Genomic DNA, 18,361 nt, shown 5'->3' with positions numbered 1-18,361 from the left:
GCGCAAGCCATGCCGCTCAGCGCGGTGGCAGCTCGCAGCCGTCGGGGCCGCAACTGGGGTCGCCACTGGTGTCGGTGTCGCCAGCCTGCTGCTGATTGAGCTCGGCAATCTGCTCGGCCCAGGCGGCCAGTTGCTGCTTCCAGCCGTCGACATCGCCCAGCCATTCACCGATCTCGATGCGCTGCACGGCGCGCTGGCCGGCCTGCTCGGGGTGGTCGAACTCCAGCGCCAGGGTGGGGAAGCCCTGGCCCTGCACCATGCCCAGCCATTGGCGGCTGTCGGCGATATGCTTTTGCGTGGCCGCGCCGCTTTGCTCGGCGTAGGCCGCGTCATAGGCCGCGCTGTCCAGACCGATGCCGGCCGCCAGCTCGCGCAGCACGGCGGGCTCGCTGATGCGGCGGCCCTCCACGTAGTGGGCTTTCTGCTCGGCAGCCAGCATCTCCAGGCCCTTGCCGGCCAGCGCTTCGGCGGCCAGCAGGGCCGTGGTCGGGGGCTCGGAGTCCAGCGGCGCGCCAATGTCATTGAGCAGGCCGTTGAGATAGGCATCGCCAAAGGGCTGGCCCGTCATCTCGGCAATGCGCTGGTCGCTGGGCATGACCTTGTTACGCCAGTCCGCAGTGATGGTGCGCGTGTGGGCTCCGGTCAGCATGCCGCCGGCATGCCATTGAACCTCGATGCCGGGTACTTCGCGCGCGGCCTTGACCAGCGGCGCGGCGGCATAGCACCAGCCGCACAGGGGATCGAAAATATAGTGCAGCACCAGGGCGGGCAGCTTGGATGTGTTCATGGTTGGGCGGCCTTGCAGGCCGATAGATTTGCAAACAAGCTTCAATGTAAGCGCGGTAGTGGCGCTGGCGCCGTAATGGCCGGGTATGACCTTGGCGCCGGTCTTGGCAAAATGGCTGCATTGTCCTCAGCTTGTTTGCCTGCCCATGCGCCTGAATGTCACGCCGCCGCCCCAGTCCTCGCCAGAGTCCGAGCCTTCCCCGCAATCCGTGGCACGGCGCAGCACCATGCTGTTTCTGCTGTTCTGGCTGGTGGTCATGGGCGCGATGTATCTGGCCATGCAGCATTTCCTCAAGCCGGCCCAGGCCAAGGTCCTGGCCGACGGCACGGTGCGCATAGAGCGCGGCATGGACGGGCACTTTCGCGTCAAGGGCTATGTCAACGATCAGCCAGTCACCTTTCTGGTCGATACCGGGGCCACCTCGGTCAGCGTGACCGATGCGCTGGCCGAGCGTGCCGGGCTGGAAGGCGGCGAGAAAGTACGTTTTCGCACGGCCAACGGCGAACGTGACGGCCGCATCGTCACGGCTGATGAGGTCCGCATCGCCAGCCTGCGTGTGCGCGATGTGCGCGTGGGCACGGGCTATACGGGCGACGATAGCGAAGACGCCTTGCTGGGCCAGAACTTTCTGCGCTTCTTCGATGTGCAGATGAGCGGCGACGAAATGCTGCTGCGCCCGCGCAAGTGAGTAGCGCCAGAGCTTGATTCGGTCTCGGCCCGGGTGTGCCGGGTTTTGGCTGCCGGCGCTGAAGCAGTCCGCCACATCTGCGAAAATGCAGCACACAGGGAATGACCGCTGCGGGCAAGCTTGCCGCAGCCGTTGTGCGTATCGAGGCTCGATCCACGCCCATGCTTCGTGGCCTGCCGGGCTCCATCGTTGGATGAGGCGGCAGGTTTTTCATGTTGCCGAGCCTCAAGTCGAATCGCAGCCTCATCGCGATTGCCGCTTCACGCCCGAGCACACGCCATTTGCCCGGCGGCCATGCAGGCCGCCAGGCGCAGCCATGGATAGTCTGCCGTGTCCCACCGCCAGCCCGTTCGCGTTCCTGAACGCCACCAGTTCGATGCCTTGATCGATGCCCGCTCGCCCGCCGAGTTCGAGCTCGACCATATTCCGGGCTCCATCAACTGCCCCGTGCTGAGCAATGCCGAGCGTGCCGAGATCGGCACGATCTACAAGCAGGTCAGCCCCTTCGAGGCCAAGCGTTTGGGCGCTGCCTATGTGTCGGCCAATCTCGCGCGCCATCTGCGTGAAACCTTTGCCGACAAGCCCGCCAACTGGAAGCCCCTGGTCTATTGCTGGCGTGGCGGCCTGCGCAGCGGCTCCATGGTGACTTGGCTGCGTCTGGTCGGCTGGGATGCCCAGCAACTGGCCGGCGGCTACAAGGCGTTTCGCGGCCATGTGATCGCGCAGCTCGAAAGCCAGGTGCCGCAGCTGCAGATACGGGTGCTTTGCGGCGCCACCGGCTCCGCCAAGACGCGCGTGCTGCACGCGCTGGCCCAGAGCGGCGAGCAGGTGCTGGACCTGGAGGGCTATGCCAGCCACAAGGGCTCCTTGCTGGGCGGTCTGCCTGGCATCGAGCAGCCCAGCCAGAAGCGTTTCGAGACCCTGATTGCCGAGCAGCTGGAGACCTTCGATCTCTCCCGCCCCGTCTATGTGGAAGGCGAGAGCGCCAAGATCGGCCGTGTCGGCTTGCCGTTGGTGTTGGTGCAGCATCTGCACAAGGCTCCAGTCATCGAAGTGCGTGCAACGGCTGCCGCACGTCTGTCCTACCTGCTGCGCGACTATGCCTACCTGGGCGACGATCCCGAAATGCTGGCCACCAAACTGGGCTGGCTCAAGGAGCTGCAGGGCAAGGAGACCGTGGGCCGCTGGCAGCAATGGGCGCGGGAAGGGGAGCTGCCTGCGCTGTTCGAGGAGCTGATGCTGCGCCACTACGACCCGCACTACGAGCGCTCCCAGTCGAATCACTTCGAGCAATGGCCCCGGCGCCAGATTCTGGAGACAGACCAGCTCTCGGACGAGGCCATTGCTGGCCTGGCGCAGCAGATCATTGCGATGCAGGCGCGCTGAGCCAAGCCGCTTGTTCAAACCTGCCAGCTGAAATGGGCCGATGCGGTGCGGACTAGTCCAGCTTCATCACCATCAGCACCTCGTCGAAGTACTCGCCGTCCACATACAGGGCCGCAGGCTCCAGCCCATATTCGCGAAAGCCTGCCTGCTCATACAAGCGTAGTGCGTTGTCGTTGCCGGCGTTGCAGCCCAGCATCAGCTGTCGCAAGTTCAGCGCTCTGCCGTGCGCAACAGCAGTCTTCAGCAGGCAGCAGGCAGCAGGCCAGGCCCTGGCCCCGGGCCGGTGCAGCCACATACATGGCAAAGAGATGGCCTTTGTGCGCGGTCTTCTCTCCCTGATCGCGATACAGGCCCAGGCTGGAGCAGAGTCTGCCGTCTGCGCCAAAGCCTCCCCACATGGCCTGACCCTGGGCGCCGCTGAAGCGGCTCAGTAGCTGCGCATCGCCGAGTGCCTGCTCGGTTGCGGGCGTGGCACCGAAGGCGGCGGGGCATTCTGTCAGGGCCTGCAGGCGCAGGGCGCGATAGTTGCAAAGGTCGGACTCGTTCAGCTGGCGTATGTCATATTGCATGGACCGAGTTTAGACATGCTCGGCAAAGATGGGCACCAGCGACAGCAGCAGCAGACCGGCCATCACGCCGTTGAACATGCGCAGTGCCTGTGGAGTGCGCAGTGCGCGCCCCACGGTGCTGCCGAACAGGGTCCAGACGCTGATGCTGGGATAGTTGACCAGGCCCAGCACCAGGGCCGACAACACCAGGTTGACGAAAAAACCTTCGCGCGGCGTGTAGGTCGCGACCACGCCCACGGCCATGATCCAGGCCTTGGGGTTGACCCACTGGAAAGCGGCGGCCTGCCAGAAGCTGAACGGGCGGCTGCCCGACTGGCCCTGGTCCACGCCGCCGGCACGGGCGATTTTCCATGCCAGCCAGATCAGATAGGCCGCGCCCACATATTTGAGCAGGGTGTAGATGCGGGGCTCGGCCTCGAACAGCTTGCCCAGGCCCGCGCCGATCAGCAGCACCATGAGGACCACGCCCAGACAGATGCCCAGCATATGCGGCACGCTGCGGCGGTAGCCGAAAGTGGCCCCCGAGGCCGTCAGCATCACATTGTTGGGGCCGGGCGTGACGGAGCTGACAAAGGCAAACATGGCCAGAGGCAGAATGAAGGCAGAGGATTCAGGCAGAAATGACATGGCGAACCTTGGGGCTGCATAAGCGTTGTGCCTCTATACTAAAAGCTTGAATCAGTACACTATCAGTACACTTTTGCAGGCCAGTTGATGAGCTGGCCTGCTCTAATTGACCTGACACTTTGAGAAAGCACTTCATGCTGGATCCACAGATCGACGGCGGAGCCACGACCCCGGCAGCCTTGCCCGTGGCCGGGACGGCATCCATGGGCTGGCAACCCATGCGCTCCAGTGCGGTGGGACTGGTGGATCAGCTGGTCGAGCATTTCGGCGGGCTGATCCGCAACCATGGCCTGCGTGTGGGTGTGCGCCTGCCTTCGGTGCGGGCGCTGGCGGAAAACGCCGGTGTCAGCCGCGACACCGTGGTCCAGGCCTACGACAAGCTGGCGGCCCAGGGTCTGCTGCAGTCGCGGCGCGGCAGCGGTTTTTATGTGGCGGCCCAGCGCCGCGTGATGGAGCCTGCCGCGGTGGCTGGCGCCTCGGCGCAGCCGGCAGACTTCGACACCGCTTATCTGCTGCGCGGGATTTTTCGCGACGACAGCGCGGGCACCGGGGGCGCGGGCTGCCTGCCTTCGAGCTGGATGGATCAGGGCCTGATCACCGGTGCCATGCGCGCCATCACCCGTAACAATGTGCGGGCCGAGCAGAGCTTTCTCAGCTATGGCCATCCCCAGGGCTTTCTGCCGCTGCGCCAGCAGATAGCCTCGAATCTGCAGGCCCAGGAGGTGCCGGCCCATCCCGAGGCCAATCTCATGACGGTGGGCGGAGTGACCCATGGCCTGGATCTGGTCGTGCGCTGCTTTCTCAAGCCCGGCGATACCGTGCTGGTCGAAGATCCGGCCTGGTTTTTGATCTTCGGGCGACTCAAATACATGGGCGTGAACGTCGTCGGCGTGCCGCGCCTGCCCGGCGGGCCCGATGTGGCGGCCCTGGCATCGCTGGCACAGAGCCACAAACCCAAGCTCTTCATCCTCAACACGGCGGTGCACAACCCCACGGGGCTGAGCCTGTCTGCCGGCGTGGCCCACGAGGTGCTGCGCATTGCCGAGCGCCATGATTTCCTGCTGGTCGAGGATGACACCTATTCCGAATTCCTGGGCGCCATGCCGCTGCGGCTGGCGGCCATGGACAGATTGCAGCGCGTGATTCTGGTGGGGGGCTATTCCAAGACCTTGTCGGGCGGCCTGCGGGTGGGCTATATCGCGACCAAGCCCGAGTATGTGCACCGGCTCACCGACATGAAGCTGCTGGCGGGCCTGACCTCTTCGCTGCCGGCAGAGCAGATCGTGCACCATATTCTGGCCGACGGATCCTTTCGCAAGCATGTGGACCGGCTGCGCGAGCGGGTGGACAGGGCGCGCGGGCGCTGTCTGCGCAGGCTCGAAGCGCTGGGCTGTCATGCGGAGTACGAACCCGTGGCCGGCACCTTTGCCTGGGTGGACTGCGGCGTGGACACCGAGGTGCTGGCGCGTCAGGCGGCGCTGAGCAATCTGCTGCTGGCGCCGGGTCTGCTGTTCTCGCCGCAGCAGGCAACCAGCAGCAAGCTGCGCGTGCCAGTGGCGATGGCCGACCAGACCGAGCCATGGAAGGTGCTGGAGCAGATCCTCAGGCAACTGCGCAAATAGAGTCCTGACCCGTGTGCGGGATCGGGCTTTGTTCACGATTGATAACAATCGCGCGCCTCTGGCGTGACTGACCCAGCAGCATCTGCTGTTATGTTTGTAGCATGACAGCAGCACGAGCTTTGCCCCTTGCCGCCGCAGGCCACTGCACGCGCGATCCCCTGCGCGGTCACCCGCGTATGGGGCGGTGGCTGCTGTCAGGGCTGGTGCTGTGCGCCCTGGCCGCTTGTTCCAGCGCTCCCACGAATCATGGCGAAGTGAAGGGTGAGGACTTTCACTCGCGCGAGCTGCTGCAGTCCGACAGCAACCGCATGGCGACGCTGGCCATGAAGGAGAACCTGGAGAGCCTGTTTCTCATCATGGACAAGCTCTACCGCCGCAACCCCACCGAATGGAAAAAGACCGCCTCCAGCCGCGAAGCGGCCATGACCTATGTGCGCATTGCCGTCATGGAGCGCCAGCCCTGGCATGAGCTGCAGGACAAGCGCGACGTGGCAGCGCTGTCCCTGGCCTTGCAGCCCGAGTTCGCAGGGGACCGGGTTGCGGCCTTTGTTCATGCCGCAGCCGATATGCTGATCACCGCGCATGGCGGGCGAACCAGCTTCACGCTGATCGACGGGCTGGACCCGCAGCATGTCTTCAATGCAGCGCGCAATCTGGAGATCGCCAACTGGATTCTCAACTCGCGCAAGGCGCCCGGTGGAAAGCCCTTGCTGCTATCGAATCAGATAGCAGAAGAAGGGCGCAACCTGAGCTTCGAGCGCGAGATGGGCAAGATCATCGGCCGGCTGGATCTGGTGGCGGATTACACCACCGAGCGCTACCGGCGCTCCGTCATCGGCTATGCGCAGGGATTGCTTGCCGGCCCGTTCATGCAGTTTTTGCCTGTTCGATAGAAGTTCTTCAAACCTCACAGAGCACGATGGTGGCAATCGCGGACGAGTCTTCCATGGCACGCACGGCATGGGGCATATTGGCTGGCAGATGCATGAGTTGCTTGGGCCCCAGTTCATGCACGGTCTGGCCGATGAGAACTTCGAGTCGACCTTCCAGGCATTGCAGGCTGACGCTGCCAGGAACGCGATGCGGCGGCAGCGACTGGCCCGAGCGCAGCACGACGCGAATGACTTCCAGATCTTCCGCCTTGAAGAGCACGCTCGAGTGAGCGGCTGAAAGCCTGGCTCCGTAAGGAGCGACATCCAGAGCTTGGTGGGTGGGCGTGGAGTGGATATGGTCCATGACAGCACCTGAGCGAAAGCGGTAATAAGGCATTCTCCCCCGAGTGGGGCCCAAGTTCAATCACCGTTTTGTGACAGCGCTGTAGGGCATCAGGCCTTATCACCTCGTTTCGTTGCTCATCAGCGCTGTTTGGCGCGTATTGCTGAGGTCCGGGTACGACTGACAGCTGTCATGCCAGGTGCCGCAGATTCTCGGCAGGCATGGGGCTGAAGCCCGCTGTCGCGAACTCTGCAGCCCAGCGTTTCAGCAGGATCGAATAAGCGTTCAGGAAGAACTGTCGAGGAGCCTGAATCTGCCAGGTTGCGGGCAGGTAGAAGCAGTCGTCATGGCTGTCTTGCAGCGGGGCTGCAAAGTCGTATTGCAGGCTTTGCAAGGCGGCTTGCAATGACCGGGTCAGCATCACTTTATGTGCAGTGCTCCATGAGGCTTGCTCACAACAAGGAAAGAAATAGCGATCGAGCAGCCGCAGCAATTGCTGGGAATCATTGGGGTCATAGGCAGCGAGTTCCTGACCCAGAGACTCTTCCCGATCATAGATATCGAAGGGCGCCAGCAAAAGAGACGGGTCGGCATGGAACTCAATGTCGCTGCCGGGGTGCTTGAGAGGCTCGGCCATGGTCAGAAGAATACAGAGGAACAAGGCGACAGTCTGCCATTGGGCGGTGCTTTGAACGCCGTATCCGCTCCAGCTATTTGCTCAAACTGAATGCCTTGTGCCAGCACCAACTCGCGTGAGTAGTTGATGGCGTTGCCCGTGCGGCAGATGTATTGCTTCCAGGCGTCGGAGCCGCTCTCGCTGTCGCAGCCGGTCTCCTTTTCGCCGCCAAAAGCTCTGCCGATTCGACGCCTCAAGGCCTGGCCAGCGCGGGCTGCTGCCACCACCTCAAGGGCAAAAGGGCTGGGGGCGCAGGTACAAATCCAGCTCATTTCGCCGTGCAGAGGGGTGACGCATCAGGCGCAGCGGCTGGGAATGTCTAGCTGGACCTAAAGATTCGGAAATCGAATCGTTCATGTGGTTTAAACAATTGGACATGAATGATTGAACGCTTCAGCATGCACAGCAGGCACCGGATACAGGTGCCGCAGCCTGAACAAGGAGACAAGCATGAACAAGCGATTCTTACTGCACGCCTGTGCGAGCGCAGCCCTGGCAGCTGCCGTGGGCATGGGCCTTGCGGGGACGGCACTGGCGCAGGAGGGCTATCCCGCAGCCCCCATCACGCTGGTGGTGCCGTTTGCCGCGGGCAGTGGCACTGATGCGGTGGCCCGTGTGGTGGCCAACAAGCTGGGCGATCGGCTCAAGCAAGCCGTGGTGGTGGACAACCGGGCCGGGGCCAATGCCCAGATTGCAGCCGCGCATGTGGTCAAGGCCAAGCCGGACGGCTATACGCTGTTCATGACCACCAACACCTCGCATTCGGCCAACCCATGGCTGGTCAAGGGCCTCAAGTACGACCCCATCAAGGACTTCACGCCCGTTGCGCGCGTGGGCGAGCTGCCGTTTGCGCTGGTGGTCCATCCCTCGGTGCCGGCCAGGACCGTGGCCGAGCTGATTGCCTATGCCAAGTCGCATCCGGACAAGCTTTCCTACGGCACGCCCAACAGCACCTCGCTGGTGGCTTCGGAAACCTTCAAATACATCACGGGTACGCAGATCACCGGCGTGCCCTACAAGTCCAGCCCGCAGGCATTGACGGATGTGATGGGCAACCAGATCCAGATGTATGTGGCCGATCTGGGTTCGGCATGGGGCACGCTCAAGACCGAGCGCGTGCGCACGCTGGCCGTGACGGCGGCCAAGGGGTCGCAGTTGCTGCCCAATGTGCCCGCCATCGGCAAGACGCTGCCGGGCTTCGATATCACCTCGTGGAACGGCATCTTCGGCCCGGCCGGCATGCCCAAGGCCATAGCCGAGCGCATCAACAGCGAGCTGCAGCTCATCCTCAAGGACAAGGCCGTGCAGGAGCAACTGGCCCAGGTCGGCTTCGAGGTCTGGCCCACGGCCACGCCCGACGAGTTCGCGCTCTATGTGAAGGAGCAGCTCGCCAAATGGGGGCAGTTGGTCAAGCAGGCCGGTATCGAGGCGCAGTGAGATGACGAGCATGCACAGCGATAGCCGTCAGGCTGCGGGTACTTCAGCCGGGCCCTTGGCCGGCGTCAGGATTGTGGACATGACTTCGGTGATCATGGGGCCGTTTGCCACGCAGATTCTGGCCGCCCTGGGTGCCGATGTGATCAAGGTGGAGTCGCCCGAGGGCGACAACATGCGCCATGTAGGCCCCATGCGCAACCCCGGCATGGGCCCCATTTTTCTGCAGGCCAACCAGGGCAAGCGCTCCGTGGTGCTGGATCTCAAGCAGGCCGCAGCGCGCCAGGCGCTGCTGCTGCTGCTGGCCGATGCCGACGTCTTCATCAGCAATGTGCGGCCCCAGGCCATGGCCCGGCTGGGGCTGGACTGGCAGACGCTGGAGCAAAGCCATCCGCACCTGATCCATGTGAGCTGCTGCGGCTTCGATCAGGCCGGTCCCTATGCGGCCAAGCCGGCTTACGACGATCTGATCCAGGGGGCGACCGGCGTGCCCTGGCTGGCCCAGCAATACGGCGGCGGCGAGCCGTCCTATGCGCCCATGACGCTGGGTGACCGGGTCACTGGCCTGCATGCGGTCTATGCGGTCACGGCCGCGCTGTATGCGCGTGAGAAGAGCGGCCAGGGGCAGGCGGTGGTCGTGCCCATGTTCGAGGCCATGACGCAGTTCATCCTGGGCGACCACATGGCCGGGCTGAGCTTCGAGCCGCCGCTGGGCGACGCCGGCTATGCGCGGCTGCTGACGCGCCATCGCAAGCCCTACCGCACCAGCGACGGCCATCTCTGCGTGCTGATCTACAACGACAAGCACTGGCACAGCTTTTTCAACGCCATAGGGCAGGGCGAGCGCATGCATGAACCCATGTTTGCCACCCACGGCCAGCGCGCAGCGAATATCGATGCCGTCTATGCCGAGGTGGCGAGCCTGATGCGCGAGCGCAGCACGGCCGAGTGGCGTGCGCTGCTCGATGCGGCCGACGTGCCGAATATGCCCATGGCCTCGCCCGAGGACCTGCTGGCCGATCCGCACCATGCGGCCACGGGCTTTGTGCGCGAGATCGAGCACCCCAGCGAGGGGCGGCTGCGTACCACGGCCAATCCCACGCAGTGGAGCGCCACACCCCCGGGCCGTGAGGCCAGCGCGGCACCGCAACTGGGCCAGCACACGCTGCAGGTGCTGCGCGAAGCGGGTCTGGGCGAGGCACAGATCGCCGCACTGCAGGCCAGCGGTGCCTGCATGCAGGCTTCCTCATCCAACGATAAAAGAGAGACAGACATATGCCCCGCTATCTGATCCGCGAGAAGGACGTACAGGGATACAGCCCCGCCAACCACCACGGCACGGTGAACCGGCGTCTGGTTAGCCAGGCCAATGTCGGCGCCCAGCATATGGAAGTGGTGCTCGGAACGCTGGAAAAAGGCGGCGGTGCGCTGCCGCATGCCCACCCGGGCATGGAGCAGGCCTGCTATCTGCTGGACGGCACGGCCGAGGTGGAGGTGCAAAGCCAGGGCCAGACCGAGCGCTTTGCCATGCAGCCGGGCGACACCTGCTTCTTCCCCGAGGACTGCATGCATGTGTTTCGCGTCACCAGCGACACGCCCGTGCGTCTGCTGGTCATCTACAGCCCGCCCTATGGCGAGAACCCGGCGCGCGTGCGCCGGCCTGATTGATTAAAACAATAGCTGATGGCGCTTGTCAGACGGGCGTTTGAGGCGGATTTCATTGAGATTCAACCGATAGAGAGAAGCCGCCATGGATTTTTTATGGAGCGCTGAGCAGGAGCAGATCCGGGACGCCGTGCAGCGGGCCTGCGCGCCTTTCGATGATGACTACTGGCTCAAGAAGGACAGGGACGGCGGCTTTCCGCACGACTTCCACCAGGCCCTTGCCGAAGCCGGCTGGCTGGGCATTGCCATGCCCGAGGAGTTCGGCGGTGCGGGTCTTGGCATCACCGAAGCGGCGCTGATGATGCACACCATCTCGGCCACGGGGGCGGGCCTGTCGGGCGCCTCGACCGTGCACATGAATATCTTCGGTCTGCACCCGGCCGTGGTCTTCGGCACGGACGAGCAAAGACAGCGCTGGCTGCCGCCGCTGATCGCTGGCCGGGACAAGGCCTGCTTCGGCGTGACCGAGCCCAATGCCGGGCTCAACACCCTCAAGCTGCAGACCCGTGCCGTGCGCGAAGGCGATGTCTATGTGGTGCATGGGCAGAAGGTCTTCATCTCCACGGCCCAGGTGGCCAACAAGATATTGCTGCTGGCGCGCACCAGGCCCGTGGAAGAGTGCCGGGGCACCGAAGGCCTGTCGCTGTTCTATACCGACCTGGACCGCAGCCGCATCGCCGTGACCGAGATTGAGAAGATGGGCCGCAAATGCGTGGACACCAACCAGCTCTTCATCGACGGGCTGCGCATCCCGGTGCAGGACCGCATCGGCGAGGAGGGCAAGGGCTTTTCGTACATCTTGCACGGCCTCAACCCCGAGCGCATTCTGATTGCGGCCGAAGCCGTGGGCCTGGGCCGTGCTGCCTTGGCGCGCGCCACCCAGTATGCGAACGAACGCGTGGTCTTCGACCGGCCCATAGGCCAGAACCAGGGCGTGCAGCACCCGCTGGCCCAGGCCTGGATGGGACTGGAGGCCGCACACCTGATGGTGCAGAAGGCCGCCTTTCTCTATGACAAGGGCCTGCCATGCGGTGCCGAGGCCAATGCCGCCAAGTACCTGGCTGCCGAAGCCTGCGCCAAGGCTTGCGAGACCGCCATCTTCACGCACGGCGGCATGGGCTATGCCAAGGAATTCCATGTGGAGCGCTATATGCGCGAGTCGTGGATTCCGCGCCTGGCACCCGTGAGCCCGCAGCTCATCATGTGCTTTATCGCCGAGAAGGTGCTGGGCCTGCCCAAGTCGTATTGACCTGTGAAGCGAGTGGATGGCTTGCTTGATCGGTTTGCAGAGGGCGGACCGAGGCGAAATCTCGGCGTGTACGGCCAGGCTTCTGTCGCTTGCAGTGATCGGGTTAGAGGCTGATTTGGCTTGAATTTCTGCTTCAGCAACATGCCTGTTTTTTTAGACAGAGGGCTAGGCGCCCCCCGGCGGGTCTCGGCCCGCCAGCGGACCTACTTTCTTCCGCAAGAAAGTAAGCAAAGAGCTGGCCCCTGCTGCCCCGTCCCGCCGGCTGCGCCTGCGGGCAGCGTTGGCACAAGGGGCGAGACCAACAACCGGCTTCGTCGCAACTCATGCAGGCCGCCCGTATCTACCCGTGTGTCTGCGCCTGCGGCACGCGGTTCGGGCTGCGGGCAACGCTGCCACAGGACAGCGTTGCATCGTGAACTGACTTGCCGCCGTCTGTCTGAGCGAAGCGGCGTGCCGCACAGCGAGTTGGGCGGCAACGCAGCCTGAATGGCGTGATGCAGGTTTGCCCGCAGCGAAGCGCAGGGACGCAGACTGTAGGGAGGCGCTCTTTGCTTACTTTCTGACGCGTCAGAAAGTGAGTCGTCCGCCGGGGCGAAATCCCGGCGTGGCCGGCAAGGCCTCTGTAGCTAGAGACAAAGCAATGCTGTTTTGATAGCTACTTGCACTTTCTGTGAAAGGGCTAGAGGCTGAATTGAATTTTCTATTGCAGCTACATGACCGCAGGAGATGGTGAGCGAGACACATGACCCACCGAGGCGAACTCCCGGCGTCTTGCTGCATCAGGTATGGTCTTGGCCAAACTTTGCGAATCATGATGAAAACCCATTTGCTGCGTTACTTTGTGGTCCTGGCCGAGGAGCTGCACTTCGGCCGGGCCGCCCAGCGCCTGTGCATCACCCAGCCACCGCTGAGCATGGCGCTCAAGACACTGGAGCAGGATCTGGGTACGGTGCTCATGGAGCGCGACGCCAAGAACGTGAAGCTCACGCCCGCAGGGGAGGCTTTTTTGCACGAGGCTCGCAAGGTGCTGGCCCAGCTGCAGCATGCGGCCGAGGTGGTGCGCGGCGTGGCCCAGGGCTTGCAGGGGCGGCTGGATATCGGCATCACGGGGTCCATGGTCTACCGGCAGGTGCCAGGGTTCTGCCGGGCCTTTCGTGCCGAGCGCCCGCTGGTCGAGCTATGCCTGCACGAGATGTCCACGCGTGACCAGCTGCAGGCCATTGCCAGCGGGCAGATCGACTGCGGCTTTCTCAACATCGGCACGCCCCAGGACGATATACGCACGCTGTCCATAGGCGAGGAGCCTTTTGTCTGCTGCCTGCCCAGCGACCATGCGCTGGCCCAGCGCGGCGAAATCGATCTGCGCGAACTGGCCCAGGACACCTTCGTCATGTTTGCGCGCGAGGTGGCGCCGGCCAACTACGACAACGTCATCGCCTGTCTGCAGCAGGCCGGCATCCATCCCCATACACGCCATGCCGCGCGCCAGTGGCTGACCGTCATGGCCCTGGTCTCGGCCGGGCAGGGCGTGGCCCTGGTGCCTGCCTGCATGCAGACCGTGGGCATGAACGGCGTGCGCTTTGCGGCGCTGCGCGGCAGCCGGGTGACCACGCCGGCCGTGCTGGCCTGGCGGCCACAGGGCATGTCGGCCGTGCTTGAGGCCTTTGTGGCCAGCGTGCAGAACCTGGTGGAAGCTGGGCAGCCATGACTCTTGAATGGAGTCCGTTAACCCCGGAATCCGCGTTGCATGGCCTCCCTGGCAGTCACGGGCTGCGCTACCTGTGCCTCACCCGAACTGAATGCCCTGGGCCAGCGGCAGCTCGCGCGAGTAGTTGATGGTGTTGGTCGTGCGGCGCATGTATTGCTTCCAGGCGTCGGAGCCGCTCTCGCGGTCGCCACCGGTCTCCTTTTCGCCGCCAAAGGCGCCGCCGATCTCGGCACCGCTGGGCCCGATATTGACATTGGCCATACCGCAGTCCGATCCGGCCGCGCTCAAGAACAGCTCCACCTCGCGCAGGTCGTTGGAGAAGATGCAGGAGGACAGGCCCTGAGGCACATCGTTGTTGAGCGCAATGGCCTGCTCCAGCTCGTCGTAGCTCAGCACATAGAGCAGCGGGGCAAAGGTCTCGTGCCGCACGATGCTGGTCTGGGCCGGCATGTCCACAATGGCCGGAGCCACATAGAAGCCCTGGGGAAACTGCTGCTCCAGCTGGCGCTGGCCGCCCGTGAGCAAATGGCCGCCGTCTTTCAGCGCCTGACTCAGCGAGTGCTGCAGCGCCTCGAAAGATGCCTGGTTGATCAAGGGGCCGACCAGGGTATCCGGCTGCAGCGGGTTGCCGATGCGCAGGCTGCGGTATGCCGGCAGCAGCCTGTCCAGCAGCGGCTGCTTGACATCGCGGTGCACGATCAGGCGGCGCAGCGAGGTGCAGCGCTGGCCGGCTGTACCCACGGCGCTGAAGACAATGGCGCGCACGGCCAGATCCAGATCGGCAGCGGGCGTGACCACCATGGCGTTGTTGCCGCCCAGCTCCAGAATGCGCTTGCCAAAGCGCGCCGCCACCTTGGGGCCCACGGTGCGGCCCATGCGGCTCGACCCAGTGGCCGATACCAGCGCAATCCGGGGGCTGTCCACCAGGGCCTCGGCGACAGCTGCGCCGCCCAGAACGATCTGCGCCAGACCTGCCGGAGCACGGTCGCCAAACCGGGCAATGGCCCGCTCCAGCGCCTTGAAGGTGGCCAGGCCCGATAGCGGCGCCTTGTCGGAAGGCTTGAAGATCACCGGGTTGCCGCAGACCAGGGCAATTGCGGCGTTCCAGGCAAACACGGCACTCGGAAAATTGAAGGCCGTGATGACGGCCACCGGCCCCAGCGGGTGGTATTGCTCCATGATGCGGTGGCCGGGACGCTCGGAAACAATGGTCTTGCCATGCAGCTGGCGCGACAGGCCCAGCGCAAACTCGCAGATGTCCACGCCTTCCTGCACCTCGCCCATGCCCTCCTGAGCTATCTTGCCGACCTCGCAGGAAATCACATGGCCTATATCGGCCTTGGCGCTGCGCAGCTCCTCGCCCCAGAGCCGCACCAGCTCGCCGCGCACTGGGGCGGGCACCAGGCGCCACTGCTTGAAAGCCTGCACCGCATGGTCGATGACTGGCGGCACCTGGGCACCGGGCAGGGCGGCCAGGCTGGCCAGTTCCGTGCCGTCGATGGGCGAGTGCACAGTGATGTCCTTGCCTTCAAGGGCCTGCAGCGCTATGCCGCAGCGGCTCAGCACGGTCTGGAAGTCGGCAGCGGAGATGGCAGTCATGGCATTCCCTCCTGATGGGTGTGAGATACAGGCCTCAGCCGAGCAGGCCGTCGAAGTAGGAGGCCACGCGGGTGTTCGAGAGTGCGGCCAGCGTGCATTGCTCCTGGCGCACAAAGCCCTGCTGCGGCAACTGGCCCGTGGCGAACAGCTCCACGGCGGCCAGCATGCCTGCAGAGGTCGTCAGCTCTATGGCCGTGCGCTGTCTGCCGCGCAGCGGCGCACCGAAGATGCGGGTGCCGCGCATCAGCTGCTCGAGCCGGCCCGCGCGCATGCCGCTGGCCATGGCGGCAATCACCACCATGTCTTCACGGCTGTGGGGCACCGCGCCTTCGAGCACCTGGCGCAGCAGATCGCGGCGCTCTATCAGGCGCAGGCCGTGCAGCAGCAAATGCATGGCGTCGCGATGGCCGGGGTGGCGTATGGTCTTGTAGTTGAGGTTGCGCACGCGGCCCTGCAGCGTCTCGCACAGCGTACCCAGACCACCCGAGGTATTGAAGGCCTCGAAGTTCTCGCCGTCCAGAATCAGGGCTTCGACCCCCTCCAGCGGCGGCACCAGCATGGGCTGGCCGTTGACGATGGTGTTGCAGGGCTTGCAGTACTCGTTGATGACGCCGTCCACGCTCCAGGTGAAGTGGTAGCGCAGCGCATTCGTCGCATGACGCGTGAGCGCGCCCACGCGCAGCTGCAGGTCGAACAGCTCGTCGAACTGCTGGGCCAGATGTCCGCCCAGCATGCCGATCAGGCCGGGCGCCAGTCCGCATTGCGGCATCAGCACCGAGCGCGCCTGCGCCGCCATCTGCTGTATGGCGCGCATGGCCGCCACATCCTCGGTCAGGTCGAAGTAATGCACGCCCTGCAGCGCCGCAGCCCGGGCCACGCGCTCGGCACAGAAGAAAGGCAGGGCATTGATGACCACTGAGTGCTGCTGCAGCGCGCGGGTCAGTGCCGCATCGTCGTCTATGTCCAGCTGCAGGGGGCGGATCTGCGGGTCGCTGCCGGGCGGGGGCTGCATATCGGCCAGCGTGACGGTGGCTTCATGCAGCTCGGCAACCATGTCGGCGATCGTTGAGCCGATCTTGCCGGCGCCGAGGATGAGAATGTTCTGTCCAGTCAGCTTCATCATGGAGAACTCCTTGAGAGCAACGCAGCGATCACTTCCTCTGGGGCCATCTTAAACACAGGGCGGCGATTTGCACCACCGTGGCAAGCGTCAGCAGGAGTCGATTTGCGTGGGCAGACAAGGAGTCTTCAGCAGGAGCCGTCCGCTTCAGAAAGAATAGCTGTCAGCGCTTGCTGGATCGGCGCTGACAGTTTGACGCCCCCTATCGGAGGCTGGCGCAGACATCCACCGGGGCCGAACGGGGCTGGACGGTCGGTTGCCGCAGCCGGTGGCTAGTGGCTGTGCAGCACGATGGTGATCAGGGCCGAGGAGTCGTCCTCGGCCTCGACCTCATGCATGGTTTGGGCGGGCAGAAACAGCAACTGCCCCGCGCTCAATGTCTGACGGCTTGCGCCCAGGATGACGGCGAGCTGCCCCTCCAGACATTGAATCGTCAGTTCCCCCGGCACCTGATGCGCAGGCAGGCGCTTGCCTGCCATCAACACCAGGCGGATCACTTCCAGGGTGTCGGACTTGAACAGTGCCGCGGTCTTCTGGTTGCCCAGCGAGGTGCCGTAGGGCTGCACTTCGACGGGAACCCCGGGTTGGGCGTGGGGCAGAGCCATGGCTTCAGGCTTTTTTCTGCAGCATCTTGATGACGCTGGAAAAGTCTTCGCTGCCGTGACCGGCCAGGCTGTGCGCGGCATAGATGGAGCGCGCCATGCCGCCCAGCGGCGTGCTGGCGCGGTTGGCCGTGGCATTGTCCTGCGCCAGGCCCAGATCCTTGAGCATCAGGTCCGTGCCGAAGCCGCCTGCATAGCCCTTGCTGGCCGGTGCGTTCTCATGCACGCCGGGGAAGGGGTTGTATTTCTCCAGGGCCCAGTTGCCGCCCGAGCTGCGGCGCATGATTTCGGACAGCACCTTGGGGTCTAGGCCGTTGGCCACGCCCAGGGCGATTGCTTCGCTGGTGCCCACCATCAGAATGCCCAGCAGCATGTTGTTGCAGATCTTGGCCGTCTGGCCCGCGCCGACGCCGCCCGCGTGGAAGATATTGGCCCCCATTTTTTCGAGCAATGGCTGGGCGCGTGCCAGCTGCGCGTCGCTGCCGCCCACCATGAAGGTCAGCGTGCCGGCAATTGCACCGCCGGTGCCGCCCGAAACCGGGGCGTCGATGAAGTCGATGCCCGCTGCCTGGGCCGCCTTGGCCACCTTCTGGCTGGTGGCCGCGGCGATGGTGGAGCTGTCGATGACCAGCGTGCCCTTGGCGATATGCGCGAGCAGACCTGCCGCACCGTCGCGGCCCAGGAACAGGCTCTCCACATGCTGGCTGGCGGGCAGCATGGTGATGACGGCTTCGGCGCCTTGCACGGCTTCCTGGGCACTGGAGGCCGCCTGTGCGCCGGCGGACACGACCTTGGCGATGGCCTCCTGACTCAGGTCGAAGGCTTTGACACTGTGGCCGGCCTTTGCCAGATTGACGGCCATGGGGGCACCCATATTGCCCAGACCGATGAAAGCGATTTGCATGTCTGTCTCCTTGCTGTTGTTGAATTGATAGCGTCTGGCGCTTTATCCGTAAGCGATTGATTGGCTTTTCACTTAATTCTTGAAAATGGCACCCTTGTCCGCGAGCAGGCTGCGCAAGATGCTGCGATGACAATGCGCCTCATCGTCGCAGTAGCAACCCAGAGAAAAGGCGGAGCTGTGCGACAAGGCTGCGAGCAGTCCCAGGGTGCGATCGGCGGCGGGCTCGGCCAGTTGCTTGCGGAACTGCTTTTCAAACTGCTTCCAGAGCTTGTCGGCCTGTGCCTCCTGGCCGGCCGTGCGCAGCTTGATGGCCTCCAGGGCCTGCTGCATCAGCTCCTGCTCGGGCGAGAGCTCGGGATACCAGCAGTCGTAGTAGTTGCGGCTTGCGAACTCGGCCTTGGGCACGCCTCGCGGCGGTCTGCGCACCGTACCTATGCGCAGGCCCTCGTCGGGGGCGCGTTCGCTGCCTAGCTGGACTATGCGTATGGCCATGAGGTCAGTCCTTTGTGC

General features: G+C 64.3%; 19 protein-coding genes and 1 pseudogene. 9 read left to right on the top strand and 11 right to left on the bottom strand.

Going from position 1 to position 18,361, the window contains the following annotated elements:
* Positions 1-16 precede the first annotated feature (16 nt).
* Positions 17-787, bottom strand: a complete 771-nt coding sequence (locus DFO48_RS15655) for a DsbA family protein (RefSeq protein ID WP_114864006.1) — start codon at positions 785-787, stop codon at positions 17-19.
* A 145-nt stretch (positions 788-932) separates the two neighbouring features.
* Here DFO48_RS15655 and DFO48_RS15650 point away from each other — a divergent pair, with 145 nt between their 5' ends.
* Positions 933-1,475 (top strand): TIGR02281 family clan AA aspartic protease, encoded by a 543-nt coding sequence (locus DFO48_RS15650; protein WP_114864005.1) that lies wholly within the window; start codon positions 933-935, stop codon positions 1,473-1,475.
* Between the two features lie 330 nt (positions 1,476-1,805).
* On the top strand, positions 1,806-2,861 hold the full coding sequence (gene mnmH, locus DFO48_RS15645) for a tRNA 2-selenouridine(34) synthase MnmH (RefSeq protein WP_114864004.1): 1,056 nt from the start codon (positions 1,806-1,808) through the stop codon (positions 2,859-2,861).
* 149 nt (positions 2,862-3,010) lie between these two features.
* Here mnmH and DFO48_RS15640 read toward each other — a convergent pair whose 3' ends face one another.
* Both DFO48_RS15640 and DFO48_RS15635 read right to left on the bottom strand, forming a co-directional pair.
* A complete protein-coding gene (locus DFO48_RS15640) occupies positions 3,011-3,430 on the bottom strand; it encodes a hypothetical protein (protein WP_233506414.1) in 420 nt (139 codons plus the stop codon).
* Positions 3,431-3,439: 9 nt separating this feature from the next.
* A complete protein-coding gene (locus DFO48_RS15635) occupies positions 3,440-4,057 on the bottom strand; it encodes a LysE family translocator (RefSeq protein ID WP_003075798.1) in 618 nt (205 codons plus the stop codon).
* Positions 4,058-4,191: 134 nt separating this feature from the next.
* Between DFO48_RS15635 and DFO48_RS15630 the strand changes: the two genes are divergently transcribed.
* Positions 4,192-5,679 carry a PLP-dependent aminotransferase family protein gene (locus tag DFO48_RS15630; protein ID WP_114864003.1) on the top strand — a complete coding sequence of 496 codons (1,488 nt, stop codon included), beginning with the start codon at positions 4,192-4,194 and terminating at the stop codon, positions 5,677-5,679.
* Between the two features lie 101 nt (positions 5,680-5,780).
* Positions 5,781-6,572, top strand: coding sequence for a hypothetical protein (locus tag DFO48_RS15625; protein WP_034348696.1), 792 nt, complete (start codon positions 5,781-5,783; stop codon positions 6,570-6,572).
* Between the two features lie 7 nt (positions 6,573-6,579).
* Here DFO48_RS15625 and DFO48_RS15620 read toward each other — a convergent pair whose 3' ends face one another.
* The 3 genes and pseudogenes from DFO48_RS15620 to DFO48_RS25455 form a co-directional block, all read right to left on the bottom strand.
* Positions 6,580-6,915: a cupin domain-containing protein gene (locus tag DFO48_RS15620; protein ID WP_003075803.1), complete on the bottom strand. Its 336-nt coding sequence runs from the start codon at positions 6,913-6,915 to the stop codon at positions 6,580-6,582.
* A 169-nt stretch (positions 6,916-7,084) separates the two neighbouring features.
* Positions 7,085-7,531 (bottom strand): hypothetical protein, encoded by a 447-nt coding sequence (locus tag DFO48_RS15615; protein ID WP_114864002.1) that lies wholly within the window; start codon positions 7,529-7,531, stop codon positions 7,085-7,087.
* 80 nt (positions 7,532-7,611) lie between these two features.
* Positions 7,612-7,755: pseudogene (locus DFO48_RS25455) on the bottom strand (aldehyde dehydrogenase); the annotation flags it as partial.
* 265 nt (positions 7,756-8,020) lie between these two features.
* Here DFO48_RS25455 and DFO48_RS15605 point away from each other — a divergent pair.
* The 5 genes from DFO48_RS15605 to DFO48_RS15585 all read left to right on the top strand — a co-directional run bounded on the left by DFO48_RS15605 (position 8,021) and on the right by DFO48_RS15585 (position 13,626).
* Positions 8,021-9,007, top strand: coding sequence for a tripartite tricarboxylate transporter substrate binding protein (locus tag DFO48_RS15605; RefSeq protein WP_114864000.1), 987 nt, complete (start codon positions 8,021-8,023; stop codon positions 9,005-9,007).
* 1 nt (position 9,008) lies between these two features.
* Positions 9,009-10,295 (top strand): CaiB/BaiF CoA-transferase family protein, encoded by a 1,287-nt coding sequence (locus tag DFO48_RS15600; protein ID WP_114863999.1) that lies wholly within the window; start codon positions 9,009-9,011, stop codon positions 10,293-10,295.
* Positions 10,280-10,672, top strand: coding sequence for a cupin domain-containing protein (locus tag DFO48_RS15595; RefSeq protein WP_114863998.1), 393 nt, complete (start codon positions 10,280-10,282; stop codon positions 10,670-10,672). Before DFO48_RS15600 ends, DFO48_RS15595 begins: the two co-directional genes overlap by 16 nt.
* Before the next feature lie 82 nt (positions 10,673-10,754).
* Positions 10,755-11,918 (top strand): acyl-CoA dehydrogenase family protein, encoded by a 1,164-nt coding sequence (locus DFO48_RS15590; protein ID WP_114863997.1) that lies wholly within the window; start codon positions 10,755-10,757, stop codon positions 11,916-11,918.
* Between the two features lie 811 nt (positions 11,919-12,729).
* Positions 12,730-13,626, top strand: coding sequence for a LysR substrate-binding domain-containing protein (locus tag DFO48_RS15585; protein ID WP_114863996.1), 897 nt, complete (start codon positions 12,730-12,732; stop codon positions 13,624-13,626).
* Positions 13,627-13,704: 78 nt separating this feature from the next.
* Here the strand turns inward: DFO48_RS15585 and DFO48_RS15580 are convergent, their stop codons facing one another.
* The 5 genes from DFO48_RS15580 to DFO48_RS15560 form a co-directional block, all read right to left on the bottom strand.
* Positions 13,705-15,225, bottom strand: coding sequence for an aldehyde dehydrogenase family protein (locus DFO48_RS15580; RefSeq protein ID WP_114863995.1), 1,521 nt, complete (start codon positions 15,223-15,225; stop codon positions 13,705-13,707).
* A gap of 34 nt (positions 15,226-15,259) precedes the next feature.
* Positions 15,260-16,348, bottom strand: a complete 1,089-nt coding sequence (locus DFO48_RS15575) for a saccharopine dehydrogenase family protein (protein ID WP_114863994.1) — start codon at positions 16,346-16,348, stop codon at positions 15,260-15,262.
* Between the two features lie 269 nt (positions 16,349-16,617).
* Positions 16,618-16,950: a cupin domain-containing protein gene (locus DFO48_RS15570; RefSeq protein WP_114863993.1), complete on the bottom strand. Its 333-nt coding sequence runs from the start codon at positions 16,948-16,950 to the stop codon at positions 16,618-16,620.
* A gap of 4 nt (positions 16,951-16,954) precedes the next feature.
* A complete protein-coding gene (gene mmsB / locus DFO48_RS15565; RefSeq protein ID WP_003075823.1) occupies positions 16,955-17,851 on the bottom strand; it encodes a 3-hydroxyisobutyrate dehydrogenase in 897 nt (298 codons plus the stop codon).
* A gap of 72 nt (positions 17,852-17,923) precedes the next feature.
* Positions 17,924-18,343: a DUF488 domain-containing protein gene (locus tag DFO48_RS15560; RefSeq protein WP_114863992.1), complete on the bottom strand. Its 420-nt coding sequence runs from the start codon at positions 18,341-18,343 to the stop codon at positions 17,924-17,926.
* Positions 18,344-18,361: the final 18 nt, after the last annotated feature.

The sequence above is a fragment of the Comamonas sp. AG1104 genome (assembly GCF_003350425.1).
Classification (GTDB): Bacteria; Pseudomonadota; Gammaproteobacteria; order Burkholderiales; family Burkholderiaceae_C; genus Comamonas; species Comamonas testosteroni.
The sequence above is the reverse complement of the archived record's forward strand: the minus strand, read 5'-3'. Positions and strand labels throughout refer to the sequence as shown.